At 76.8% G+C, this 24,163-nt stretch carries 20 protein-coding genes; 10 read left to right on the top strand and 10 right to left on the bottom strand.

Going from position 1 to position 24,163, the window contains the following annotated elements; all coding sequences use genetic code 11:
- The first annotated feature begins 1 nt into the window (after position 1).
- Positions 2-1,069, top strand: coding sequence for a glycosyltransferase (locus ACRYR8_RS10445; protein ID WP_432483836.1), 1,068 nt, complete (start codon positions 2-4; stop codon positions 1,067-1,069).
- 96 nt (positions 1,070-1,165) lie between these two features.
- Here ACRYR8_RS10445 and ACRYR8_RS10440 read toward each other — a convergent pair whose 3' ends face one another.
- On the bottom strand, positions 1,166-2,968 hold the full coding sequence (locus tag ACRYR8_RS10440) for an ABC transporter ATP-binding protein (protein ID WP_432484406.1): 1,803 nt from the start codon (positions 2,966-2,968) through the stop codon (positions 1,166-1,168).
- A gap of 166 nt (positions 2,969-3,134) precedes the next feature.
- Here ACRYR8_RS10440 and ACRYR8_RS10435 point away from each other — a divergent pair, with 166 nt between their 5' ends.
- Both ACRYR8_RS10435 and ACRYR8_RS10430 read left to right on the top strand, forming a co-directional pair.
- Positions 3,135-3,782, top strand: coding sequence for a glycosyltransferase family 2 protein (locus ACRYR8_RS10435; protein ID WP_432483875.1), 648 nt, complete (start codon positions 3,135-3,137; stop codon positions 3,780-3,782).
- A 26-nt stretch (positions 3,783-3,808) separates the two neighbouring features.
- Positions 3,809-4,192 (top strand): DUF2304 domain-containing protein, encoded by a 384-nt coding sequence (locus ACRYR8_RS10430; protein WP_432483840.1) that lies wholly within the window; start codon positions 3,809-3,811, stop codon positions 4,190-4,192.
- A 47-nt stretch (positions 4,193-4,239) separates the two neighbouring features.
- On the opposite strand, the gene ACRYR8_RS10425 is transcribed toward ACRYR8_RS10430, so the two are convergent.
- Positions 4,240-5,322 (bottom strand): cell wall-binding repeat-containing protein, encoded by a 1,083-nt coding sequence (locus tag ACRYR8_RS10425; RefSeq protein WP_432483842.1) that lies wholly within the window; start codon positions 5,320-5,322, stop codon positions 4,240-4,242.
- A gap of 209 nt (positions 5,323-5,531) precedes the next feature.
- Here ACRYR8_RS10425 and ACRYR8_RS10420 point away from each other — a divergent pair, with 209 nt between their 5' ends.
- Both ACRYR8_RS10420 and ACRYR8_RS10415 read left to right on the top strand, forming a co-directional pair.
- The gene (locus ACRYR8_RS10420; protein ID WP_432483844.1) at positions 5,532-6,860 is read left to right on the top strand and encodes a UDP-glucose dehydrogenase family protein; all 1,329 of its coding nucleotides are present in this window, start codon (positions 5,532-5,534) and stop codon (positions 6,858-6,860) included.
- 183 nt (positions 6,861-7,043) lie between these two features.
- Positions 7,044-8,375 carry an LCP family protein gene (locus ACRYR8_RS10415; RefSeq protein ID WP_432483846.1) on the top strand — a complete coding sequence of 444 codons (1,332 nt, stop codon included), beginning with the start codon at positions 7,044-7,046 and terminating at the stop codon, positions 8,373-8,375.
- 82 nt (positions 8,376-8,457) lie between these two features.
- Here the strand turns inward: ACRYR8_RS10415 and ACRYR8_RS10410 are convergent, their stop codons facing one another.
- The 4 genes from ACRYR8_RS10410 to ACRYR8_RS10395 all read right to left on the bottom strand — a co-directional run bounded on the left by ACRYR8_RS10410 (position 8,458) and on the right by ACRYR8_RS10395 (position 13,474).
- Positions 8,458-10,224, bottom strand: a complete 1,767-nt coding sequence (locus tag ACRYR8_RS10410; protein WP_432483848.1) for a S8 family serine peptidase — start codon at positions 10,222-10,224, stop codon at positions 8,458-8,460.
- A 142-nt stretch (positions 10,225-10,366) separates the two neighbouring features.
- Positions 10,367-11,686, bottom strand: a complete 1,320-nt coding sequence (locus ACRYR8_RS10405) for an alpha/beta fold hydrolase (protein ID WP_432483850.1) — start codon at positions 11,684-11,686, stop codon at positions 10,367-10,369.
- A 4-nt stretch (positions 11,687-11,690) separates the two neighbouring features.
- The gene (gene purE / locus ACRYR8_RS10400) at positions 11,691-12,185 is read right to left on the bottom strand and encodes a 5-(carboxyamino)imidazole ribonucleotide mutase (RefSeq protein WP_432483877.1); all 495 of its coding nucleotides are present in this window, start codon (positions 12,183-12,185) and stop codon (positions 11,691-11,693) included.
- Positions 12,186-12,220: 35 nt separating this feature from the next.
- On the bottom strand, positions 12,221-13,474 hold the full coding sequence (locus tag ACRYR8_RS10395) for a 5-(carboxyamino)imidazole ribonucleotide synthase (RefSeq protein WP_432483852.1): 1,254 nt from the start codon (positions 13,472-13,474) through the stop codon (positions 12,221-12,223).
- A 459-nt stretch (positions 13,475-13,933) separates the two neighbouring features.
- On the opposite strand from ACRYR8_RS10395, the gene ACRYR8_RS10390 reads away from it, so the two are divergent.
- Positions 13,934-14,542 carry a GtrA family protein gene (locus ACRYR8_RS10390; protein WP_432483854.1) on the top strand — a complete coding sequence of 203 codons (609 nt, stop codon included), beginning with the start codon at positions 13,934-13,936 and terminating at the stop codon, positions 14,540-14,542.
- Here ACRYR8_RS10390 and ACRYR8_RS10385 read toward each other — a convergent pair.
- Positions 14,483-15,337, bottom strand: coding sequence for a biotin--[acetyl-CoA-carboxylase] ligase (locus ACRYR8_RS10385; RefSeq protein ID WP_432483856.1), 855 nt, complete (start codon positions 15,335-15,337; stop codon positions 14,483-14,485). The genes ACRYR8_RS10390 and ACRYR8_RS10385 overlap by 60 nt on opposite strands.
- Before the next feature lie 107 nt (positions 15,338-15,444).
- Between ACRYR8_RS10385 and ACRYR8_RS10380 the strand changes: the two genes are divergently transcribed.
- From ACRYR8_RS10380 to ACRYR8_RS10365, 4 genes are read left to right on the top strand one after another with little or no spacing between them, the layout of a single operon-like run.
- The gene (locus ACRYR8_RS10380; RefSeq protein ID WP_432483858.1) at positions 15,445-16,470 is read left to right on the top strand and encodes an iron-siderophore ABC transporter substrate-binding protein; all 1,026 of its coding nucleotides are present in this window, start codon (positions 15,445-15,447) and stop codon (positions 16,468-16,470) included.
- Between the two features lie 37 nt (positions 16,471-16,507).
- Positions 16,508-18,187: a DUF885 domain-containing protein gene (locus ACRYR8_RS10375; RefSeq protein ID WP_432483860.1), complete on the top strand. Its 1,680-nt coding sequence runs from the start codon at positions 16,508-16,510 to the stop codon at positions 18,185-18,187.
- A gap of 33 nt (positions 18,188-18,220) precedes the next feature.
- Positions 18,221-18,898, top strand: coding sequence for a Maf family protein (locus ACRYR8_RS10370; RefSeq protein ID WP_432483862.1), 678 nt, complete (start codon positions 18,221-18,223; stop codon positions 18,896-18,898).
- A 45-nt stretch (positions 18,899-18,943) separates the two neighbouring features.
- The gene (locus ACRYR8_RS10365; RefSeq protein WP_432483864.1) at positions 18,944-20,857 is read left to right on the top strand and encodes an acetyl/propionyl/methylcrotonyl-CoA carboxylase subunit alpha; all 1,914 of its coding nucleotides are present in this window, start codon (positions 18,944-18,946) and stop codon (positions 20,855-20,857) included.
- 35 nt (positions 20,858-20,892) lie between these two features.
- On the opposite strand, the gene ACRYR8_RS10360 is transcribed toward ACRYR8_RS10365, so the two are convergent.
- From ACRYR8_RS10360 to ACRYR8_RS10350, 3 genes are read right to left on the bottom strand one after another with little or no spacing between them, the layout of a single operon-like run.
- Positions 20,893-21,705: a DUF4097 family beta strand repeat-containing protein gene (locus tag ACRYR8_RS10360; protein WP_432483866.1), complete on the bottom strand. Its 813-nt coding sequence runs from the start codon at positions 21,703-21,705 to the stop codon at positions 20,893-20,895.
- Positions 21,702-22,370, bottom strand: a complete 669-nt coding sequence (locus ACRYR8_RS10355) for a response regulator (protein WP_432483879.1) — start codon at positions 22,368-22,370, stop codon at positions 21,702-21,704. Before ACRYR8_RS10355 ends, ACRYR8_RS10360 begins: the two co-directional genes overlap by 4 nt.
- 38 nt (positions 22,371-22,408) lie before the next feature.
- A complete protein-coding gene (locus tag ACRYR8_RS10350) occupies positions 22,409-23,788 on the bottom strand; it encodes a sensor histidine kinase (RefSeq protein ID WP_432483868.1) in 1,380 nt (459 codons plus the stop codon).
- Positions 23,789-24,163 lie beyond the last annotated feature (375 nt).

The following is a 24,163-nucleotide window of genomic DNA, read 5'->3' as shown; positions in this document are numbered from 1 at the left end:
CGTGCGCATCGCCGTCGTGACCACCTGGTACCCCAGCAGCGCCGACGGCGTGGAGGGCGTGTTCGTGCAGCGGCACGTCGAAGCGCTGCGCCGCGGGCACGACGTGAGCGTGCTGCACCTGGCGTCCCGGCCGGCGGCGGCGCAGCCGGGGGTGCGGCGCCTGGTGCTGGACCGGCGCTCGCCTCGGTCGGTGGCGGCGGCGCTGGCGGCGGTGCGGGACGCGGCGAGGGGCGCGGACGTGCTGCACACGCACGTCTTCTCGACGCTGCTGCTGGTCCCGCCGGCGGGTCCCTGGCGCCCGGACGTGCCGTGGCTGCACAGCGAGCACTGGTCGGGCGTGTCGGACCCGGCGTCCGCCGGGCCGCTGTGGCGGGGGCTGGCCGGTGCGCGCCGGGTGCTGGACCGCCCGGACGCGGTGACGGCGGTCAGCCGCTACCTGGCGGACGCGGTCGTCCCCTTCCGCCGCGACCGCACCTGCCACGTGGTGCCCAACGTCGTGCCCGCACCCGCGACGCCGGCACCCCCGCCGGCCGGGCCGGTCCTGCGGCTCCTCGCGGTGGGCAACCTGCGGCCGGTCAAGGACCCGCTGCTGGCGGTGGGGGTGCTGGCGGAGCTGCGGCGCCGCGGCGTTGACGCCCGGCTGCGGTGGGTGGGTGCCGGCCCGCTGGAGGCGGCGGTGCGCGACCGGGCTGCGCAGCTGGGGGTGAGCGGGGTGCTGGAGCTGCTGGGGCGGCGCGCGCCGGCGGAGTTCGCCGGGGAGTGGGCGGCGTGCGACGTGTTCCTGCTGCCCAGCCGGCACGAGACGTTCTGCGTGGCGGGGGCGGAGGCGCTGGCGGCGGGCCGCCCGGCGGTGCTGGGCGCGCGCGGCGGGGCGCGCGACTTCGCCGGGCCCGGGGTGCACCTGGTGGCCGAGCGCACGCCGGCCGCGTTCGCGGACGCGGTGCAGCGCGCCGCCGCGGAACGCCTGCCGCCGGAGCGGATCGCCGGGCCGGTGCGCGAGCGCTTCTCCCCCGCCGCCGTGGCCGCCGCCCTCGACGCGGTCCTGGCGACCCTCCCGACCCGCCGCTGACCCCCGCCGCCCCCGCGGTGGTCGGGAACCCGCCGCTCCCCCGACCACCGCGGGCGGGGGGACGGACGAGGACGGGCCGGGCGGGGCCGGGCGGGGTCAGGCGAGGCCGGACAGCTCGGCCTGGACGGCGAAGTCGGGCACGGCCGCGACGACCTCCTCGAACGAGCCGATCGCCCGCACCCGGCCGCCCTCCAGCACCACGACCGCGTCGCAGTCCCGCACGGTCGCCAGCCGGTGCGCGACCACGAGCACGGTCACGTCGCGCAGCCCGGCGACCGTGGCGGTCACGGCGGCCTCGGTGGCGGCGTCCAGGGCGCTGGTGGCCTCGTCGAGCACCAGCACGTGCGGGTCGGCGTACAGGGCGCGGGCGATGCCGAGGCGCTGGCGCTGCCCGCCGGACAGCCGCAGCCCCCGCTCCCCCACGGGCGTGCGCACCCCCTCGGGCAGGGCGGCGACGACCTCGGTGAGCTGCGCCGCGGCCAGCGCCCGCTCCACCCGGGCGAGGTCCACGCCCTCCTCGTCCCAGCTGAGGGCGACGTTGCGCGCGACGTCGGTGTCCAGGAGCGCGACGTCCTGCGGCACGTACCCGACGCGGCGGCGCCAGGCCCCGGTGACCTCCTCGATCGGCAGGCCGCCCACGAGCAGCCGGCCCGCGGTCGGAGTCAGCAGGCCCAGCACGAGGTCCACGAGCGTCGACTTGCCCGACCCCGAGCGGCCCACGACGGCGACGCGCGCCCCGGCGGGCACCACGAGGTCCACCCCGTCCAGCGCGGGCGCGGAGCCGCCCGGGTAGGTGAAGCCGACGCCCTCCAGCCGCACCTCCACGGCACCGGGGGGCAGCGCGTCGGGGCCGCCGGCGGTCCCCGGGGAGGGGGCGGGCCCGTCGGCGGCCCCGGTGTCCCGCAGCGCGTCCAGCACCTCGCGGGCGTTGGGCTGGTGGGCGTGCATGGTGGCGAACACCGACTGCAGGCGCGTCAGGCACGGCACGACGCGGAAGCCGGCCACGGCGAACAGCCCGATCGCGGAGACCGCCTGGGTGACGCCCTGCGTCAGGACGGCGACGCCGCCGACCACGAGGAAGCCGCCCAGCAGCGCCGCCTCGAGCACGAAGCGGGGTCCCACCGAGTAGAAGAAGGCCATGCCGCGGGCGCGGGCGCTGCGGGCGCGCACGCCGCGGGCGACCCCGGCCAGCTGCTCCCCCCGGCCGCGCAGGGTGATCTCCTTGGTCGCCGCGAACGACTCCTGCACCAGCCGCACGGTGTCCACGCTCGTGGTGACGGCGGTGCGCCCCGCGGCGGCGGCGCGCCGCGCGATCACCGCGTAGAGCACGAAGGCGACGACGGCGAAGTAGGCGGCGGCGACCACGGCCGTCTGCCAGGCGGCGACGAGGACGACCACGCCCACGGCGGCGAGGCTCGCCACCTCCGCCACGAGGCTCGAGAACGGCATGAGGAAGCCGTTGAACGTCTGGTTGAGCGACTCGTCCACGGTGCGCACCGCCCGCGCGGAGCTGGCCCGCAGCCGGTAGCTCCACGACGCGGACAGGTAGGCGCGCACGAGGCGGTCGGCGACGTCGACCTCGTGCTCGGCGAAGCGCACGACGCCCCAGCGCACGAGCGCGAGGCTGGCCAGGCTCTTGGCGACCAGCAGCGCGCTGACCACGACGAGGAGCAGCACGAGCGTGCCGGCGTCGATCTCGGCGCCCACGCCGGGCAGCGGCACGGCGAGCCGCCCGCCCCCGCCGACCGCGACCGGCAGCAGCACGGCCAGCAGGCCGAGGGCGGCGACGTCGAGGACGGCCAGGGCCGCCTGGGCGCCGCTGTAGAGGGCGACGAAGCGCCCGCTGCCCGCCGGCAGCAGCCTCAGCAGGGCCTGGACGGTCCGGAGCAGCTCGCGCACGCCGGCCATCCTCCCCGACGCACGGGCCGGGACCGGCCATGATGGTGCGGTGACGAGCACCCCGCACGACACGCCGCGCGGCGCGGACCCCGGCACGCGGACCGGCGCGCCCCCGCGCCCGGCCACCCGGGCACCGGACACCGGACGGCACCCGGGCACGTGGGTCGTGGTGCCGCTGTACCGGGAGGCCGGGGTCGTGGGCGACGTGGTGCGCGAGCTGCGCACCCGCTTCGCGCACGTGGTGTGCGTGGACGACGGCAGCCCGGACGGCTCGGCGGCCGTGGCCGAGGAGGCGGGCGCGACGGTGGTGCGCCACGGCGTGAACCTGGGGCAGGGCGCGGCGCTGCAGACGGGCATCACCTACGCGCTGCGCGACGAGCTGACGACGTCGGTGGTGACCTTCGACGCCGACGGGCAGCACCGGGTGGAGGACGCCGACGAGATGGTGCGCCGGCTGGAGCGCGAGGGGCTGGACGTGGTGTTCGGCTCCCGCTTCCTGGACCGGCGCACGCAGCTGGACCCGCTGCGGCGGGCGGTGCTGCGGCTGGCGACGGTCTACACCAACCGCTCCACGGGGGTGCGGCTGACCGACGCCCACAACGGGCTGCGGGTGCTCTCGCGCCGGGGTGCGGCGCACCTGCGCCTGAAGCACGACCGGATGGCGCACGCCAGCGAGATCGTGGAGCAGGTGGGCCGCAGCGGGCTGCGCTGGGCGGAGCACCCGGTCGAGATCCGCTACACCGACTACTCGCGCTCGAAGGGGCAGTCGCTGCTGAACAGCGTCAACATCCTCGTCGAGACGCTGCTGGGCTGAGGGGACGAGGACGTGGGGGGAACGCCGTGCTGCTGATCCAGCTGCTGCTCATCGCCGCCGTGCTGGCCGTCGGCGTGCTCCTGGTGCGCAGCACCGCCGGCGCCCGGCACCAGGCGGTGCGCCGGCTGCTGCTGGGCGGTCTGGTGCTGCTGGCGGTGGCCAGCATCCTCGCGCCGGGAGCGGTGACGGCGCTGGCCCAGGTGCTGGGCGTGGGCCGCGGCACCGACCTGCTCCTGTACGGGCTGGTGGTGGCGTTCCTGGGGGTGCTGGTCTCCTCGTACAGGCACCGCCGCTCGATGGAGGAGCGGCTGACGCAGCTGACGCGGCGACTGGCGCTGGACGAGGCGGAGGCGCCGGCGCTGGCGCGGGCGCGCCACGAGCACGCCCCGGAGGGCCGCCCCCGCGACTGAGCGCGGGGCGGCCGGCGGGGCCGGGCCGTCGGGGCCGGGCCGTCGGGTCAGGCCAGCGCGGCGCGGACCTGGTCCAGGACGACGTCCTGGACGGCGCCGGTGCCGCCGAAGACGAGGGCGGTGCCGACCTCCAGGGGGTTGCCCTGGTCGTCCAGCGTGGCGCGGGCGTCGGCCTGCAGGTCCCGCAGCACGTCGGCGGTCGCGGTGGGCAGCTGGCCGGGCCGGGTGAGCAGCAGCGGGCCACCGCCGTAGGCCAGCAGGGCCGAACCGGCCAGCGCGTCGGCCCACCCCTCGCCGGTGGCGATGCCCACGATGGTGGTGGCGTCCTCGAAGAAGCTGCTGGAGGTGAACTGCCGGGCGATGCGCGCGGAGGTGTCGTAGCGGTCGGCGCCGGCGATGGGGGCCCAGCCGCTCCGGCCGGACACGGCGACGGCGGCGGGCCCGCCGATGGCGATCTTCGTGGTGAAGCCGCGCTGGTCCAGGTAGCCGGCGGTGGTGCTGCCCAGGTTCGCGCCGTCGCTGAGCAGCACGACGCCGACGCTGTGCTCGGTGTCGGCGTCCACGACACCCATGAGGGCACCGGCGGCCAGGCCGTCGGGGAAGTTCCAGCCGGTCACGACGGAGACGGTGCCGGCCTCGGGGATCAGCTTGGCGACCTCCACGGCGGTGCCGAAGCGGTCGGCGCCGGCGACGCGGGTGACGGCGCCGGCGATCCCGAGGGAGCGCACCGACTCCTCCACCGAGGTCGACAGGGCCGCGGTGCCGCCCAGCAGGTAGACGGTGCCGCCGGGGGCGAGGACGTCGCGGATGGCGTCGGCGACGGAGGCGTCCAGCCCGCCGGTGGGCGTCAGCAGCAGCGGACCGCCCTCGTCGGAGGCGAGCGGCGCGGCGGCGAGGGAGTCGGCGTAGGTGTCCGACCGGGCCAGCACGACGGCGCCCGCGCGCTGCCCGGAGAAGGACCTCGAGGCGGCGACGGCGGTGCCGATGCGGTCGGCGCCGGCGAGGCGGCTCACCGAGGCCGCCTTGAGCTGCACGTCGACGGGTTCCGCGCCGGCGGGCGCGGCACCGCCGCCGACGACGGCGACGGCGAGTGCGGCCGCGAGGGCCAGGGAGCGGGAGCGCAGACGCATGGGGACCTTCCGGGGCGGTGTGCGTGGGTGCGCGCGGAGCGCGCAGACCCGACCGGTGTCGGACCGGCCGGGCTCGACCTTGAGGCACAGGGTCGCACGAGCTCACCGGGTGTGGGACGCGTCACGTCCCGGCGCCGCCGCACCGCTCCTCCCACCCCCGGGAGGGAGGGGAAGTTCTCGCTGCGCGCTCGGCGCACTACTGTGCGCCCATGCGCATGACTGTCATCGGGTGTGGGTACCTGGGCGCCGTGCACGCCGCGTGCATGGCCGAGCTGGGTCACGAGGTGGTCGGCGTGGACGTGGACGCCGAGAAGATCGAGGCGTTGCGCGAGGCGCGCGCACCGTTCTTCGAGCCGGGTCTGCCCGAGCTGCTGGAGAGCGCCATGGCCACCGGCCGGCTGCGCTTCACCACCGAGATGGCCGAGGCCGCCGGCTCCGCGGTGCACTTCGTGTGCGTGGGCACCCCGCAGAAGAAGGGCGAGTTCGCCGCCGACATGCGCTACGTGGACGCCGCGGTCGACGCGCTGCTGCCGCACGTGGGCGCCGGTGAGCTGGTGGTGGGCAAGTCCACCGTGCCGGTGGGCACCGCGGCGCGGCTGGCCGCGAAGGTGGCCGAGCTGGCCCCGGGCGCCTCCCTGGCGTGGAACCCGGAGTTCCTGCGCGAGGGCCACGCGGTCCAGGACACCCTGCACCCCGACCGCCTGGTCTACGGCGTGCCCGAGGGCCCGGAGTCGGCCGCGGGGCAGAACGCCAAGGCGCTGCTGGACGAGGTCTACGCCACGCCCCTGAAGCGCGGCACCCCCACGATCGTGACGGACTACCAGACCGCCGAGCTGGTCAAGGTCGCCGCCAACTCCTTCCTGGCCACGAAGATCTCCTTCATCAACGCCATGGCCGAGCTGTGCGAGAAGGTCAACGCCGACGTCACCCAGCTGGCCGACGCCATCGGCCACGACGACCGCATCGGGCGCAAGTTCCTCAACGCCGGCCTGGGCTTCGGCGGCGGCTGCCTGCCCAAGGACATCCGCGCGTTCATGGCCCGCGCCGGCGAGCTCGGCGCGGACCAGACCCTGACGTTCCTGCGCGAGGTCGACTCGATCAACATGCGCCGGCGCATCCGCATGGTCGACCTGGCCCGCGAGGTGTGCGACGGCTCGCTGATCGGCAAGCGCGTGGCGATCCTGGGCGCGGCGTTCAAGCCCGACTCCGACGACATCCGCGACTCCCCCGCGCTGAACGTGGCCGCGCAGATCCAGCTTCAGGGCGGTGACGTGGTGCTGACCGACCCGGCCGCGCTGGACAACGCCCGCAAGGCCGTGCCCTCCATCGGCTTCGCCCAGAGCGTCCAGGACGCCGTGCGCGGCGCCGACGTCGTGCTGCTGCTGACGGAGTGGAAGGAGTACCGCGAGCTGGACCCGGCCTCGATCTCGCACCTGGTCAAGGAGAAGCGCGTCCTCGACGGGCGCAACGCGCTGGACCCGGCCCGCTGGCGCGCGGCCGGCTGGACCTACCGCGCCCTGGGCCGCCCCCGCGCCTGAACGACCCCACCGCCCTGCACCGGTGACCGAGGAACCCACCACCCCTCGACCACCGGTGCGGGAGTGGCGGGTGTGAGGGAAGTGCGCGGGTTCGCCGGTGTCCCGGGGTGGACCTGAGGCGGACCCGGCGACGGCACGGCCGGGTCACCCGTGCGCGACACGCCGGAGCCCTACTGTGGTCCGGTGCCCGCCCAGCCGCCCCCCAGCCACGACCCGGCGCAGCCGTCCCGACGCCGGACGCCCGGGCGACCCCCCGCGGTGCGCCGGCCCGGCGAGGACGACGCCGCACCCGTCGGCGGCACGCGCGCGCTGCCCGTGACCCCGCCGCAGGACGCACCCGCGGGCCCCGGGCGGGCCGGCTACACCGCCACGACCTACGGGCGCCCCGCTCGCCGGCGCCCCGAGCGCCCCGCCGCGCAGGCCCCCGGTCGGCAGCAGCGGCTCGCCGAGCTGCGCCGGCCGGCACCGCCCGCGGACCGGGAGCCGCCCGCGCGCCGCGCGCCCGGGGCACCCGCCGCCCCCCCGCCGCCGCGGCGCACCCGGGTGGGCCGGCGGCGGCGCCGGCTGGGCGTGCTGGCGCTCGTGCTGGTCGTGCTCGTGGTCTACCCGCTGGCGCTGGGCTGGCGCGGCTGGTCGGCGGTGCAGGAGGTGGCGGCCGCGCCGACCGGCGAGCGGCCCGCGGACACCCCGGGCACCACGTACCTCATCGTGGGCAGCGACTCCCGCGACGGCATGAGCGCCGAGGAGCTGGCGCAGTACTCCGCGGGCGGTGACGACATCCTCGGCCGCCGCACCGACACGATCATGCTGCTGCACGTGCCGGGGTCCGGCCCGTCCGCGCTCATCAGCGTCCCGCGCGACTCGTACGTCCCGATCCCCGGCCACGGGTCCGGCAAGATCAACGCCGCGTTCGCCCTCGGCGGCGCCCCGCTGCTCACGCAGACGGTGGAGGAGGTCTCCGGCCTGCGCGTGGACCACTACGTCGAGACGGGCTTCGCCGGGTTCGCGCACATCGTGGACGCGGTCGGCGGTGTGGAGGTGTGCCCGCCGGCGGCGGTGCAGGACGTGCGCGCGGGTCTGGACGTCGAGGCCGGCTGCCAGACGATGGACGGCGCCACCGCCCTGGGGTACGCGCGCTACCGCTACTCCGACCCCGCCGGCGACCTGGGGCGCGCGAACCGGCAGCGCGAGCTGCTGGCGGCGATCGTCGCGAAGGCCGCCTCCCCCGTCACGCTGCTGAACCCGTTCCGCGCGTTCCCGCTGGCCTCCGCCGCCGGCGGCGCGGTCGCCGTCGACGAGGGCGCCTCGCTGGGCGCGATGGTGGAGTTCGCGCAGGGGATGCGCTCGGCGACGGGGGCCGACGGGATCTCGATGACGGTGCCGGTGGCGAACCCGAGCCTGCGCACGTCCTCGGGCCTGGCCGTGAAGTGGGACACCGAGAAGGCCCTGGAGATGTTCGCGGACCTGCAGCGCGACGACACCGAGGCCCTGCGCTCGCTCGTCCCGGCCCCCTGACGGGTTCCCCGGGAACCCCCGGACGCGAAGACGCGGGTGGCGGCCGCAGCCACCACCCGCGCCCTCGCCGGACGGGGAACCGTCAGAACGCGGTGACCGCGTCCACGGCGTTCACGACGCCCTGCCCGTAGAACCCGTTGACGTCCGCGGGACCGGCGCACGTCGCCGTGGTGACCGTCTCACCGGCGGCGGTGACCCGGCGGTAAGTGAACTCCGCCGGCACCGGGCAGGCCACGTCCTCGGCGGTGCCGAGCAGGAGCGCCTCGGTGAGGGACGGGTCGAGCGTCAGGGTGCCCGGGTGGGCGGGATCGTTCTCCCCGTACTCGCTGACGATGAGGGCGGCGACGCCGGCGGCGTGCGGGGCGGCCATCGAGGTGCCCTGCAGGTAGCGGTAGTAGGCGCTGGTGCCGTCCTCGGCCACCTCGCGCACCACGGACGGCGTGGTGGGCTCACCGTTCTCGTCGATGGCCCCCTCGGCCGCGAGCACGTTCTCCGGGTAGGTGGAGAGGATCTGCGCGGTCACGTCCACGCGCCCGTTCGGGGTGTCGTAGGCGTCGCCGCCGGGCGCGGCCACGTCGGCCTGCTCGGTGCCGTAGTTGGAGTAGTACGCCTTGCGGCCGGACGGGCCGGTGGAGGTGACGGTCACGACGCCGGCGCTCTCGGCGGGGACGCTGAGGCAGGTGGAGTTGTCGATGGTGCGCTCGCGCGCACCGACGGGGTTGCCCTCCTCGTCGACCGGGAAGTTCGGGCTGGAGGCGTCCACACCGGGGGCGCCGAGGTCGGTCGCGGCGTTGCCGGCGGCCCCCACGGGCAGGACGCCGTTGTCGCGCGCGTAGTCGATCGCGCGCTGCACGGCGGCGACGGTGACGCGCTGCTCGGCCTGCTCCTCGGGCGAGTCGGCCGGGTTGGCCTGGCAGTTGAACAGCCACGGGTCGACGTAGAAGCTCATGTTGACGACGTCGACGCCGGAGTCGGCCGCGTAGGTGATCGCGTCGAGGGTGGGCTGCAGGAAGAAGTACCCGGAGTCCTGGCCCGCGCGCAGGTTGACGAGGTTCACCTCGGGCGCGACACCGGCGATGCCGAGGCCGTTGACGGCCGCGGCGACGGTCCCCGCCACGTGGGTGCCGTGACCGCCCTCGTCCACGTCGGCGGGGTCGACGCAGGTCTCGACCTCGCAGGGGCCGTCGATCTCGGGCAGGTCGGTGACGAAGTTCCGGCTCGTCTCGGCGTCGAAGTTCGGGGCGAGGTCCGGGTGCGAACCGTCGACACCGGTGTCGATGATGCCGACGCTGACCTTGTCGCTGCCCGGCTGGACGGCGTGGGAGCCCTCGGCGGTGGCGTCGATGGCGGCCATGTCCCACTGGAGGTCCGCCAGCGGCTCGGCGCCGGGCCCCTTCGGCCCCTTCCCCCGGGACGACTGCAGCACCGCACCGTCCGCGGCGTCGGCCACGGTGGCGGTGAGCCGCTCGACGGCGTCGTCGGCCTCGTCGGCACCGTCGGGCGAGGTCCCGATGCGGCGGTTGGCGGCGGCGCCGAGCAGGCCCGGCGCCGCAGCGGCCGCGGCGGCGAACTGCTCCGACTCGGTGCGCACGAAGGCGTACCCCACGGACTCGTTGCTGGACACGACGGTGCCGCCGGCGGCGGCGATGGCCGCGCGGGCCGCCGCGTCGGTGGTTCCCTCGTCGTAGACGACGACGTACTCGCCGGCGGTCCGCACCGCGGCACCACCCGCGGCCGCCGCGGGGGCCGCGGTGGAGGTCGGGTCGGCCGAGGACGCCGTCTGCGTCGCGGCCAGGGTCGCCGCGACGAGCGTGACGCTCACCGCGGAGGAGAGGACGATCTTGCGCACGTGGACTCCTGCCTGGGGGGACGAACGAGCGGGATCACCCGTCCGGCGCAATGCCGTGGCTGAGTGTGGTGCTCACGGTGCTCACAGACAAGAGGGCGCGCTGGGCAGAGTGCCGGGCTCCCGGCGCTGCGATGACCGCACCTCAGCGCCGCACGAGCTCCAGCAGCCCGTCCAGCAGGCGCCGGCCGTCCAGGCGCAGGCCGTCGTGCTGGTAGGCGTTGGTGACGAGCGTGCGCACGCCGCGCACCTCGCGCGCCGTGCGGGCGCTGAGCGCGTACGGCACGAACATGTCGTCCACGTACACCGCCGCCGCGACCGGCACGGCGTTGCCCGCCAGCACCTCCGGGTCGTACAGCGGCGTCAGGTCCTCGCGCCCGGCGAGCAGTTCCGCCGCGCCGCGCAGCGGGACCAGCGCCGGGTCCTCCTCGAACTGCCAGGGGTACACGTGCTCGCCGGTGAACCGGAACGGCGCGCCGGGCGGGGCGTTCAGGGAGAACTCGCCGAACTCGTCACGGACGCGGTGCGCCGCCCAGCGGGTGGCCCCGCCCGTGACCGGGCCCTGCGCGTAGATGCTCTCGTGCAGCACCGCGTACAGCGGGTGCGCCGCGAACGACAGCCGGCGGCCGGCCTCCACGAGGAACCGCGTCCGCAACCGGGTCGTGCCGCGCACCGTGGTGAACGGGTCCTCCAGCGCGAAGTGCAGCGCGTCGAAACCGGAGGTCTGGCCCAGCGCGATCCCCAGGGTGCGGAAGCGCCGCGAGCTCAGCCGCTCCCCCGTGGGCAGGAACTCCTCCTCGCCGTCCAGGTGCCCGGCGATCCGGTGCGCGACGGCCTCGTCGCGCGGGTAGCGCGCGAAGAACTCCGCGTTGCGCACGGCGGTCTGCGCGTAGGTGGCGCGGTACACGTCCTCCGCGCTCGCGCGCAGCCCCGGGAGCCCCGCGGTGACCAGCGCCCCCGCCAGGCCCTGCGGCGCCTGCGACAGGTAGCAGGTGATGACGAAACCGCCGTAGCTCTGGCCCAGCACCCACCAGGGTTCGACGCCCTGCAGCGCGTTCCGCAGCGCCTCGGCGTCGGCGACGACGGAGTCGGCGCGGAAGTGCGCCAGGTACCGGGCCTGCGCGGCCGCGTCGCCGACCTCGCCGAGGGACTGCGCGTCCAGCGGCGTGGAGCAGCCGGTGCCGCGCTGGTCCAGCAGCACGACGCGGAACTCCTCCAGCGCCCGGTCCAGCCAGCCGCCCAGGACGTCCGGGCGCGGGGCCGGGTTGCCGGGCCCGCCCTGCAGGAACACCAGCCGCGGTGCGTCCCGGGCGCCGTCGCGCACGTACTCGCGGGCGAACACCTCCACGGTGCCGGCTCCGGCTCCGGTGCGGTCCAGCGGGACGGTCAGGAAGTGCTCGTGCACGTCGTGGCCGTCGACGCGGTGGGACCGCGTGGCGAGGCCCGTCGCCGGGGCGGGGCTCACGGCGTCAGGCGCCGAAACCCGTGCCGGTGCGCCGGGCCCGCGCGCGCAGCTTCTCCCCCTTGTCGACCGCCGTCTGCCGCAGCGACTCCTGGAACTCCACGACCCGCTCGCGCAGCGCCTCGTCGGTGGCGGCGAGGATCCGCACGGCCAGCAGCCCGGCGTTGCGGGCCCCCCCGATGGAGACCGTGGCCACCGGCACGCCGGAGGGCATCTGCACGATGGACAGCAGCGAGTCCATGCCGTCCAGGTGCCGCAGCGGCACCGGCACGCCGATCACGGGCAGCGGGGTGACGCTGGCGAGCATCCCCGGCAGGTGCGCGGCGCCACCGGCTCCCGCGATGACGACCCGCAGGCCGCGCTGCGCGGCCGAGGCGCCCCAGGCGACCATGTCGTGCGGCATGCGGTGGGCGGAGACGACGTCGGCCTCGTAGCCGATGCCGAACTCCTCCAGCGCCTTCGCCGCGTCCTCCATGACGGGCCAGTCCGAGTCCGAGCCCATGACCAGGCCGACCTCGACCGCCTGCGCGCGTGCGTTCACTCGTCGATCTCCCCCGCGATGAAGGCCGCTGCGTGCCGGGCGCGCGCGCGGACGGTGTCCAGGTCGTCGCCGTAGACGGTGACGTGGCCCAGCTTGCGGCCGGGCCGCTGCTCCTTGCCGTACAGGTGCACCTTGACACCCGGGTCGTGCGCCATGACGTGCAGGTAGGAGCGGTAGAGGTCCGCGTGCCGCTCGTCGATCTCGGCGGGACCGAGGACGTTGACCATCACCGTCCACGGCGCACGGGCGGCGGTCTCGCCCAGCGGCAGGTCCAGCACGGCGCGCAGGTGCTGCTCGAACTGGCCGGTGACCGAGCCGTCGATCGTCCAGTGCCCGGAGTTGTGCGGGCGCATCGCGAGCTCGTTGACGAGCACCTCGCGGCGCCCGCCGCGCTCGACCTCGAACACCTCCACGGCCAGCACGCCGGTGACGCCCAGGCCCCCGGCGACGCGCAGCGCGACGTCGGTCAGCTGCGCGGCCACGTCGGGGTCCAGGTCCGGGGCGGGTGCGGTGACCTCGTGGCACACGCCCCCGCGCTGGACGGTCTCCACGACCGGCCAGGCCGCCGCCTGCCCGGAGGGGCTGCGGGCGACCAGGGCGGCGAGCTCCCGGGTGAAGGGCACGTGCTCCTCCGCCAGCAGCGGGCCGCGCCCGGACCAGTCGGCGAACCAGGCGTCGGCGGTGGCCCAGCCGGCGTCGCCGGGGCCGTCCAGCACGAGCACGCCCTTGCCGTCGTAGCCGCCGCGCGGGGTCTTCAGCACCACCGGCCAGCCGGCGTCCGCCGCGAACGCCTCCACGTCGGCGCGCCCCGACACGCGCACCCACCGCGGGCACGGGACGCCGAGCGCGGTGAGCCGCTCGCGCATGGCGATCTTGTCCTGGGCGTGCAGCAGGGCGTCGGCGCCGGGCTGCACGCTGGTCAGCTCCGCCATCGCGCGCAGCCCCTCGGAGGGCACGTGCTCGTGGTCGAAGGTGACGGCGTCGCACTCCGCGGCGAAGGCGCGCAGCGCGTCCAGGTCGCCGGCCGCGCCGACCGGGGCGGGCGTGATCACCTGGGCGGCGCTGACGTCCGGCCCCTCGGCGAGCACCCGCAGGCGCAGGCCCAGGGCCACCGCGGCCGGCTGCATCATGCGGGCGAGCTGGCCGCCGCCGACGACGCCCACGACGGGGAAGCCGCCGGGTCGCGCGTACGGCGCGGGGTCGGGGCGGGCGCTGGTGGCGGGGGCGTCGGCGGAGGGGGCGCTCGTCACAGCAGGGAGGGTAGGCGACGGCCGGGGGCCGTCGTGCCCGGCGTGTCGAGGGGCTGGACACGGTCCGTGACGGCCCGTGGGTCCACCCTGGTTCCGGGATGCCCGTACCGGACGGGTGGTGAATCCTTGGGTCCGCTCCGTGGACCCGCGGAGCGTCCCACGGAGGGGGAACCTGCAGTGCTCACCGTCATCGCCTGCGTGACGCTCGTCGTCGTCGGCATCCTGGGTGCCGTCAAGATGGAGGACCACCTCGACCCGTCGAAGAGCCGCAGCCGCAGCCGCGCCGAGCGCTGACCGCCGAGCGCTGACCGCCGAGCGCTGACCGCCGGGCGCTGACCGCCGGGCGCAGGGCGCAGGGCGCAGGGCGCAGGGCGCTCCCAGGCTGATCCGTCAGACTGCGGGCTCGAGACGAACGAGCCCCGCGCGCGGCGGGGCCCGACGAACGGAGCAGCGCCCACCGTGGCTTCCCAGACCGCTGAGCAGCCCCCCGGCACCCCCCGCCCCGGACTGGTCGCGCGCTTGCGCGACACCTACGAGGTGCTGGTGCGGGAGGCCGCGAAGTTCGGGGTGGTGGGCGCCGTCGCCTTCGTCACCGACTTCGGCGTCTTCAACCTGCTGCGCTACGCCGGCCCCGACGGCGTGGGGGTCCTGCACCACAAGCCGCTCACGGCCAACGCGATCGCCGTCGTCGTCAGCGTCGTGGTCGCCTGGCTGGGCAACCGGTACTGGACCTTCCGGCACCGCCGGCGCGCCTCGGCGCCGCGGGAGCTGCTGCTGTTCGCGCTGATGAACGGCGCCGGGCTGCTCATCAGCCTGGCCTGCCTGGGCTTCACGTACTACGTGCTGGGGCTGCGGGGCCCGCTGGCCTCGAACATCTCCGCGAAGGTCGTCGGGGTGGGGCTGGGCACGCTGTTCCGCTGGTGGGCCTACCGCCGCTTCGTGTTCGTGGAGGAGCTGCGCGAGGAGGGCTGGGACGTGCACGGGCACACCGCCCGGCCGCCGGGGACCTCACAGCCCGCGCAGGTGGACGACGTCGGCGGCGGACAGGCTCGTCCGGGCGCCGCCTGAGCCGCGCACCACGAGCCGGCCGGCGGCGTCGACGTCCTCGGCGGTGCCGGTCAGCGCGTCCCCGCCGGGCAGGTGGGCGCGCACGGGCGCGCCGAGGGTCAGGCACGCGCAGCGGTAGGCGGCCGCGGTGGCGGCGGGGTCGGTGGACCACTCGTCCAGCCGGGCGCGCAGCGCCCGCAGGTAGCGGCGCAGCACCGTGTCGCGGTCGGTGCTGCGCGCCCCGGCCAGGGCCAGCGACGTCGGCGGCAGCGCGGCCGGCGAGCCCGGAGGGCCGGCGGCCGGCTGCGGCAGCTCCTCGGCGCGCTGGGCCACGTTCAGGCCCGCGCCGAGCACGACCGCGTCGCCGCGCACCTCGGCCAGCACCCCGCAGACCTTCCCCGCGCGGCCGGGCCCGCGCACCAGCACGTCGTTGGGCCACTTCAGGCCCGCGTCCACGCCGAGCCCGCCCAGGGCGTCCACGACGGCGACGCCGGTCAGCAGCGGCAGCCAGGACCAGCGTTCGGGGTCGGCGGCGGGGCGCAGCAGCACCGAGACGGCCAGGCCCGCGCGCGGCGGGGAGGTCCAGGTGCGCCCGAGGCGGCCGCGTCCGGCGTCCTGGTGGTCGGCGACGAGCACGGTGCGGTCGGCGGCGTCGGCGCTGCGCGCCAGCAGGTCGGCGTTGGTGGAGCCGGTGCGCGCCACCACCTCCAGCGCGGCCCAGGCGCCGGGGCCGACGAGCGCGCGGCGCAGGGCGGGCGCCCGCAGCGGGGGCCGCTCCAGGTCGGTCCAGGGTCCGTCGGCGCCCGCGGGGTCCACGCCGCTCACCGTAACGGGGCGGGCGGAACGGGCCGGATTTCCACTTCCGGACCCCGGTGTGGTGAGGTTCGCCTATCCTCATCCACCGACTCGCGAGGAGCGTTCCCGTGCCGCTGCCCCCGTCCCGCCGATCCCTGCTGCTGACCGCTCCCCTGGCGGCCCTGGCCGCAACCGCCGCCTGCGGCTCGGAGGACTCCGCCACCGCCCCCGCCGACACGAGCGGCACCGGCACGGCCCCCGCCGACGCCTTCCCCGTCGAGGTCGAGCACGCCCTGGGCACCACCACCGTCGAGGCGGCCCCCGAGCGGATCGTCACCTGGGGCTGGGGCTCGCAGGACGTCGTCTGGGCGCTGGGCCTGCAGCCGGTCGGCATGCCCGAGACCACCTACGGCGGGGACGAGGACGGCGCCTACCCGTGGTGGGAGGGGTACTACGACCCCTCGGTCACCACGACGATCGGCGCGGGCGAGACCGGCGAGGTGCCCTTCGAGAGGATCGCCGAGCTCACCCCCGACCTGGTGCTCGCCGTCAACTCCGGAGTCACCGCCCAGGACTGGACGACCCTGTCGCAGATCGCGCCCACCGTCGCCTACCCCGAGCAGCCGTGGCAGACCAGCTGGCAGGACCAGGCCACCCTGATCGGGCGGGCCGTCGGGAAGGCGGAGGAGGCCGAGCGGCTCGTCGCCGAGGCCGAGGCCGACCTGGCCGACCGCGCCGCCGCGAACCCGCAGCTGGAGGGCAAGACCTTCGCGTACGTGTACGCCACGTCCGCCGGCCTGTCCGTGTACCTGCCCGGCGACTCGCGCGTGGACACCCTGCACGACCTGGGCCTCGTCGACGCCCCCGGCGTCACCGCGCTGGCCGAGTCCTCCGAGGCGTTCTACGTCGAGGTCGCCAAGGAGCGGGTGCGCGACCTGGACTGCGACGTCCTCGTCGGCTACGGCGAGATCAGCCTCGAGGAGCTGACCGCCGACCCCGTGTACGCCACGATGCCCGCCGTCGCGAACGGCGCCGTGGTGTGGCTGACCGACGAGAACCTCATCGCCGCCACCTCCACCACGCTGCTGAACCTGCCCTGGCAGATGGACCGGCTGGTGCCGGAGCTGGCGGCCGCCGCGGACGCCGCCGCGTGAGGTCCGCGGCCTGAGGGGCGCCGCTAGGGTCGGCGCGGTGAGCACCTCCCCGCGCCGGCCCACCGCCCTCGACGCGATCGCCGAGGACCACTTCGCAGCCCTGCTGCGGCTGCAGCCGGCCCTCGCGCTGTCCGTGGGGGCGCCCGACCCCGCCCCCGGGCTGGGCGACCGCTCCCCCGCCGGGCTGGCCGAGCTGGCCGGCCTGGCGCGCACCACCCTCGCCGCCGTCGACGCCGCCCCGGTCACCGACGACGTGGACCGCGTCACCGCCGCCGCGCTGCGCGAGCGCCTCGGGGTGGAGCTGGAGCTGCACGAGGCCGGCGAGGACCTCGGTGAGCTGAACGTCATCGCCTCGCCGGTGCAGGACCTGCGGATGGTCTTCGACCTGGTGCCGACCGGGAGCGGGGACGACTGGGCCGACGTGGCGCGGCGGCTGGCCTCCGTGCCGGGGGCGGTCGACGGCTACGTGGAGAGCCTGCGCGCCGCGGCCGCCCGCGGCCGGGTCGCCGCGCGCCGGCAGGTCGAGGCGTGCGCGGCGGAAGCCGCCTCCCACGCCGCCGGCGACGGGTTCTTCGGCGCCTTCGCGGCGTCGGCCGCCGTGGACGGCGCGCCCCTGGAGGGCGCCCTCGCCGCGGACGTCGCCCGCGGCGCCGGGGACGCGGCGCAGGCGTACGGGCGGCTGGCCGCGTTCCTGCGCACCGAGCTGCTGCCGCAGGCGCCGGCCGCCGACGCCGTCGGCACCGACCGCTACCGGCTGTTCTCGCGGTACTTCCTCGGCGCCGGCGTCGACCTCGCCGAGACGTACGCGTGGGGGCTGGACGAGGTCGCGCGGGTGCGCGGGGAGGTGGCGGGCACCGCGCGGGAGATCACCGGGTCGCCGGACGTGGCCGCCGCCGTCGCCGCCCTGGACGCCGACCCGGCCACCGTCGTGGCCGGTGCGGAGGCGTTCCGGGACTGGATGCAGCAGCGCTCCGACGAGACCGTCGAGGCGCTGGCGGGCACGCACTTCGACGTCCCGGAGCAGGTGCGCCGGCTGGAGTGCCGCATCGCCCCCACCACCGGCGGCGGCATCTACTACACCGGCCCCAGCGAGGACTTCTCCCGCCCCGGGCGCATGTGGTGGGCGGTGCCGCCGGGGCAGACGACCTTCTCCACCTGGCGCGAGGCCACCACCGTGCACCACGAGGGGGTGCCCGGGCACCACCTGCAGATCGGGCAGACGGCGGTGAACTCGGAGGTCCTCAACCGCTGGCGCCGGCAGGGCTGCTGGGTCTCCGGCCACGGCGAGGGCTGGGCGCTGTACGCCGAGCGCCTGGCCGCGGACCTGGGGTTCCTGCGGGGGCCGGGCGAGGTGCTCGGGATGCTCGACGCGCAGCTGCTGCGCGCTGCGCGCGTCGTCATCGACGTCGGCGTGCACTGCGGGTTCGACGCGCCCGCGGAGGTCGGCGGCGGCGCGTGGACGTACGCGAAGGCGTGGGCGTACCTGACGAGCTGCTCGGGCAACCACGAGGACGTCCTGCGCTTCGAGCTGGACCGCTACCTGGGCTGGCCGGGGCAGGCGCCCAGCTACAAGGTCGGCGAGCGGCTGTGGTGGTCCGTGCGCGAGGAGGTGCAGCGCCGCGAGGGAGCGGCCTTCGAGCTGTCGGCCTTCCACCGCCGCGCCCTGGACCTCGGCTCGGTCGGCCTGGACGTCCTGCGCGAGGCCCTGCTCGGCTGAGGACCGCGGCGGGAGGGGTGGGAGGATGCGGGCGTGCCGTCGCTGCTGCTCGCCTCCGCCTCCCCCGCCCGCCTCGCGACCCTGCGCGCGGCCGGCCTGGACCCCGCCGTGATCGTCTCCGACGTCGACGAGCCGGCGGTCGTGGAGCGCTACGGCGTCACCGAGGGCGAGGACGTCAGCCTCGTGCTCGCGCGCGCCAAGGCCGAGGACGTCGCCGGCCGCGACGAGGTGCCGGAGGACGCGCTCGTGCTGGGCTGCGACTCGGTGCTGGAGGTCGAGGGCCCCGACGGCGTCAAGCAGGTGCACGGCAAGCCGGCCGACGCCGGCGAGGCCCGCGCCCGCTGGCGGGCCATGCGCGGGCGCAGCGGCGTGCTGCACACCGGGCACTGGCTGGTCGACGCCCGCGAGGACGGCTCCGGCGCCACCCTGGGCGGAGTCGCGTCGGTCACGGTGCACTTCGCCGACGTCACCGACGCCGAGATCGACGCCTACGTCGCCACCGGCGAGCCGCTGGCCGTGGCGGGGGCCTTCACCCTCGACGGCCTCGGCGGGGCGTTCGTGCGCGGCGTGGAGGGCGACCCCCACGCCGTCGTCGGCGTCTCCCTGCCGCTGCTGCGCGAGCTGGTGCGCGAGGCGGGCGTGGCGTGGCCGGACCTCTGGGCGCCGGGCGCGGGGGCGCGCGGGGAGGCTCCCCGCGCGGGCGGGCAGTAGTCTCAGCCGTCGCCCGAACCCCCGCCGAGCCCCGGAGCACACAGCATGACCTCCCCCGACCCCGCCGCCGAGCCGACCACCCCGGGTGCGCTCACGGTGACGGGCCCCGTCACCAAGGTGCTCGTCGCCAACCGCGGTGAGATCGCGGTGCGCGTGGTGCGCGCCGCCCGGGACGCGGGGATCGCGTCGGTGGCGGTGTACTCCGAGGGCGACCGCGACGCCCTGCACGTGCGGATGGCCGACGAGGCGTTCGCGCTGGGCGGCACCACGGCCCGCGAGAGCTACCTGGACGGCGCGAAGGTCGTGGAGGTCGCGCTGCGCGCCGGGGCCGACGCGGTGCACCCCGGGTACGGGTTCCTGTCGGAGAACGCGCAGTTCGCGCAGGCGGTGATCGACGCGGGCCTGACGTGGATCGGCCCGCCGCCGGCGGCCATCGAGGCGCTGGGCGACAAGGTCTCCGCCCGCCACCTGGCCGCCCGCGCGGGCGCGCCGCTGGTGGCCGGCACCCCCGACCCCGTCGCGGGCGTGGACGAGGTGCTCGCGTTCGCCGACGAGCACGGCCTGCCCATCGCCATCAAGGCGGCCTTCGGCGGTGGTGGCCGCGGGCTGAAGGTGGCCCGCCGCCGCGAGGACGTGGCGGACCTCTTCGCCTCCGCGGTGCGCGAGGCCGAGGCGGCGTTCGGGCGCGGGGAGTGCTTCGTGGAGCGCTACCTGGACCGTCCCCGGCACGTCGAGACCCAGGTGCTGGCCGACGCGCACGGCGGTGCGGTGGTCGTCTCCACCCGCGACTGCACGCTGCAGCGCCGGCACCAGAAGCTCGTGGAGGAGGCGCCCGCGCCGTTCCTGAGCGCCGAGCAGGACGCCGAGCTGCGCCGCGCGTCGCTGGCGATCGTGCGCGAGGCCGGGTACGTGGGCGCCGGCACGGTCGAGTTCCTCGTCGCAGCCGACGGCACGCTCGCGTTCCTGGAGGTCAACACCCGCCTGCAGGTCGAGCACCCGGTCACCGAGGAGGTCAGCGGCATCGACCTGGTGGTGGAGCAGTTCCGCATCGCGCGCGGCGAGGCGCTCGGCTATGACGAGGTCGCCACCCGCGGGCACTCGATCGAGTTCCGCGTCAACGGCGAGGACCCCACCACCGGGTTCCTGCCCCGTCCGGGCAAGCTGACCCGGTTCTCGCTGCCGTCGGGCCCGGGCGTGCGGGTGGACACCGGCATCGACCCGCGTGCGGCCGCCGTCAGCGGCGGGGTGGAGATCTCGCAGGACTTCGACTCGCTGCTGGCCAAGCTGATCGTCACCGGCGCCACCCGCGAGCAGGCGCTGGCCCGGGCGGCGCGGGCGCTGGAGGAGTTCCAGGTGGAGGGCGTGCCGACGGTGCTGCCCTTCCACCGGGCGGTGGTGGCCGACCCGGCGTTCGCCGCGGCGAACGGGACGTTCGGCGTGCACACGCGCTGGATCGAGACGGAGTTCGACGCCTCGGTGCTGCCGGGCGCGGGGGACCTGCACGCCGCCGACGGCGGTGCGGCGCACCGCGAGACGATCGTGGTGGAGGTCGCGGGCAAGCGCCTGGAGGTCTCCCTGCCGGTGGAGCACCTGAACGCGCAGCTCTCGCGCGCCGGGCACGAGATCTCCCGCGCCGGTGTGGCCGCGGGTGCGGCGGTGGCGCGCGCGTACCGCAGCACCACCCACCGCGGCGGGCGCAACGGCAGGAAGGACGCGAAGGCGCGGGGCGGTTCGGCCGTGAACCCGGACGCGCTGGTCGCGCCGATGCAGGGCACGATCGTGAAGGTGGAGGTCGCCGACGGCGACCGCGTCGAGGCCGGGGCCCTGATCGCCGTGCTGGAGGCGATGAAGATGGAGCAGCCGCTCACCGCGCACAAGGCGGGCACGATCAGCGGGCTGACCGCGAAGCCGGGTGAGACCACCACCACCGGGACCGTCGTCTGCGAGATCGTCGACTGAGCTGCGCGCTCCCCGGCCCCGCGCGGGCCGGACCCTCAGCGCGGCAGGACGGAGGCGTCGCCCGTGGAGGTGCGCACCGCGATCCGGTGCGCGGAGGCGGCGTCGACGGGCACCTCGACGACCTCCTCGCCGAAACCGGCGGTGACGCCCACGGCGTAGGCGCTCCCGGCGGGCACCTGCACCGCGGCGTCCCCGGTGCCGGTGGTGACGTCCACGGCGTCGGGCGCGGCGTCCAGCCGCACCTCCACGTCGCCGGTGCCGGCGCGAGCCCGCACCTGCGCCACCCGCCCGCGCACGTCCAGGTCGCCGGTGCCGGTCTCCGCCTCCAGGGACGCACCGCTCGCGGTGTCCCAGCGCACGTCGCCGGTGCCGGCGCGGGCGACGACGGTGCCGAAGGCGCCGGTCACCTCCTGGTCGCCGGTGCCGGTGCGCAGGTCCAGGTCCAGGCCCTCCGGCACGGTCAGCTCCCACGTGACCTCGCAGGGGCTCAGCCAGCCGCCGCTCTCGCACGTGCCGTTCAGGCGCAGCACGCCGTCGACGACCTCGGCGCTGCTGCGGACGCTGGACCAGCCCTCGTGCACGAGGGTGCGCAGCTCCACGCCCCGGGCGCCGGGGCTGGCGACCACGACGACGTCACCGGTGGTGCCGACGGCCCGCACGGCGCTGACCGGCTGCTCGAACACGCGGGTGGACTCGGCACGGGTGGCGGTCACGTCGCCCAGCACGTCGATGCCGGCGAAGCCGACGACGAGCGCGGCGAGCACCGCGAGCGCGGCGCGGCCCGGCGGCCGGCGCGCCTCGGCCGGCGCCGGCGCGTCCACCGCCGGCGGTGCGGTGGAGGCGCTCACGCGGGGCTCCCGGGGCGTGCGGCGGCCTCCAGGTGGCGCAGCACCGCGAGCACGCGGCGGTGGCCCTCGGTGTCCGGGGGCAGCCCGAGCTTGGCGAAGATGTTCGACACGTGCTTCTCCACGGCCTTGTCGGTCACGACGAGCCGGGCGGCGATCGCCGTGTTGGAGCGGCCCTCGGCCATGAGCTGCAGCACTTCCAGCTCGCGGGGCGTCAAGCGCTCCAGGGGGTCGTCGCGCCGCGCCCTCGACAGCAGCTGGGAGACCACCTCGGGGTCCACGGCCGTGCCGCCGGCGGCGACGCGGTGCAGGGTGGCGACGAACTCGTCGACGTCGCCGACGCGGTCCTTCAGCAGGTAGCCGACGCCGCGGGCGCGCCCGCCGAGCAGCTCGGCGGCGTAGCGCTCCTCCACGTACTGCGACAGCACCAGCACGGCGGTGCCGGGGTGCTGGCTGCGCACCACGATCGCGGCTCGCAGCCCCTCGTCGGTGAACGCCGGCGGCATCCGCACGTCGGTCAGCAGCAGGTCGGGCCGGTGCTCGGCGACGGCGCGCAGCGCGGTGTCGGCGTCGTCGACGGCGGCGACCACGTCGACGCCCTCGGCGCGCAGCAGCTGCACCAGGCCCTCGCGCAGCAGCACGGAGTCCTCGGCGAGCACCACCCGCACCGGTGCGTCACCCGCCCGCGGCGCGGTGGCGGCGGCGCTCACCGGCCACCCCCGACGGTCCACGGCACGCCGGCCTCCAGGACGGTGGGGCCGCCGGGCGGGCTGTCCAGGCGCAGCCAGCCGTCCACGGCGGCGAGCCGGTCGGCGAGGCCGCGCAGGCCGCTGCCGCCGTCGGCGACGGTGCCGTCCGCGAGCGCGGCACCACCGGCGCCGTCGTCGCTGACGCGCAGCCGCAGCACGTCCCGACCCAGGGCGTCCTCGCGCCAGACCTGCACGACGACGCGGGAGGCGCGGGCGTGCTTGGCGGTGTTCGTCAGCGCCTCGGAGACGCAGAAGTAGGCGATGGCCTCGGCGGTGGGGCTGGGCCGCTGCGCGGGCGGGAAGTGGACCTCGACGTCGACGGGCACCGGGGAGGCCGCGGCCAGGGCGGAGACCGCCGCGTCCAGCCCGCGGTCGGTGAGCACCGGCGGGTGGATGCCGCGGGCGACGTGGCGCATGTCGGAGATCGCGGCGGTGGCCGAGCTGCTGGCGGCGTCGAGGAACTGGCGGGCGGCGTCGGGGCCGCCGCGGTCCAGGGCCCGCTTGGCCATGCCCAGCTGCATGGCCAGCGACACCAACCGCTGCTGGGGGCCGTCGTGCAGGTCGCGCTCGATGCGGCGCCGCTCGGCCTCCACGGAGTCGACGGTGCGCGAGCGGGTCTCGGTGAGGGTCTCCACGCGGCGGCGCAGCACCGCCTCGCGCTCACCGCGGCCGGGGCCCAGCAGGGCGCGGGCGGTGAGCACCTCCACGGCGGTGAAGGCGCGCGCCACCGGGGGCGTCAGGGCCAGCAGCAGGACGCCGGCGGCGGCGACGAGGACGGCGGGGGCGTGCAGGGTCCCGGGGATGCCGAACGGCAAGGCGTACTCGCCGGCGTGGCCGAGGGCGGCGCTGACGGCCGGGGCGGCCAGCGCCGCCAGTCCGGTGCCGGCCAGGGCCAGGACGACACCGGCGCCGAGCACCCCGAAGGTGCTGACGAGCGCGAGGTGCCCGGCGCGGCGCCAGGGGCGCGGGTCCAGCACGACCCGCCGCCACCAGGGGCCCTGCACCGGGCAGGGACCGGGCGCGGGCACCCGCACGTCGAGCAGGGCGGCCAGGCGGTAGCGCTCCAGGTGCGCGCCGGCGGCGACGAGCAGGCGGGCCGGCACGAGCAGGAGGAACCCGGTGCCGAGCACGGGCACGAGCACGATCCCGGTCACCAGCAGCACCAGCGCCGTCAGGTGCAGGGCCAGGGCGATCGGGTGCAGCACGAGGTGCACCACCGCCCACCAGCCCGACGCCCAGCGGCGCAGCGCGCCGGTGGGCCGGTCCGCCGCGGGAGCCCCGGGGGCCGCTGGGACCGTTGGGACCGCTGGGGCCCAGCGCATCGTGTCGTCGCTCACGCCGAGAACAGTAGGGCGGCGCGGGGTGCCGCCGGGAGCGTGCGGGCACCCCGTCCCGCGGTGGGGAGAACCCCACCGCGGGACGGGGGTGCGCGCCAGCGACCGCGGGGGTCGCCGGCCGCCAGAGTCGCCCCGCACCCGTCCGGGTGCACCCATCCGTCGACCGGGAGGCCCCCGTGCACACCCCACCCGCCGTGCGCTCCGAGGAGCGCGACCGACCCGACGAGACGAGCAGCGGGCCCGGCGGCCCGCACGACGGCAGCGGCTCCGGGGGGGGGGGGGGGGGGGGGGGGGGGGCGGGGCGCGGGGGGGGGGGGGGGGGGGGGGGGGGGGGGGGGGGGGGGGGGGGGGGGGGGGGGGGGGGGGGGGGGGGGG

It is taken from the genome of Kineococcus esterisolvens, from assembly GCF_050871405.1.
Taxonomy (GTDB): domain Bacteria; phylum Actinomycetota; class Actinomycetes; order Actinomycetales; family Kineococcaceae; genus Kineococcus.
Note: the sequence above shows the minus strand (reverse complement) of the source record. Positions and strands in the feature narration are given on the sequence as shown.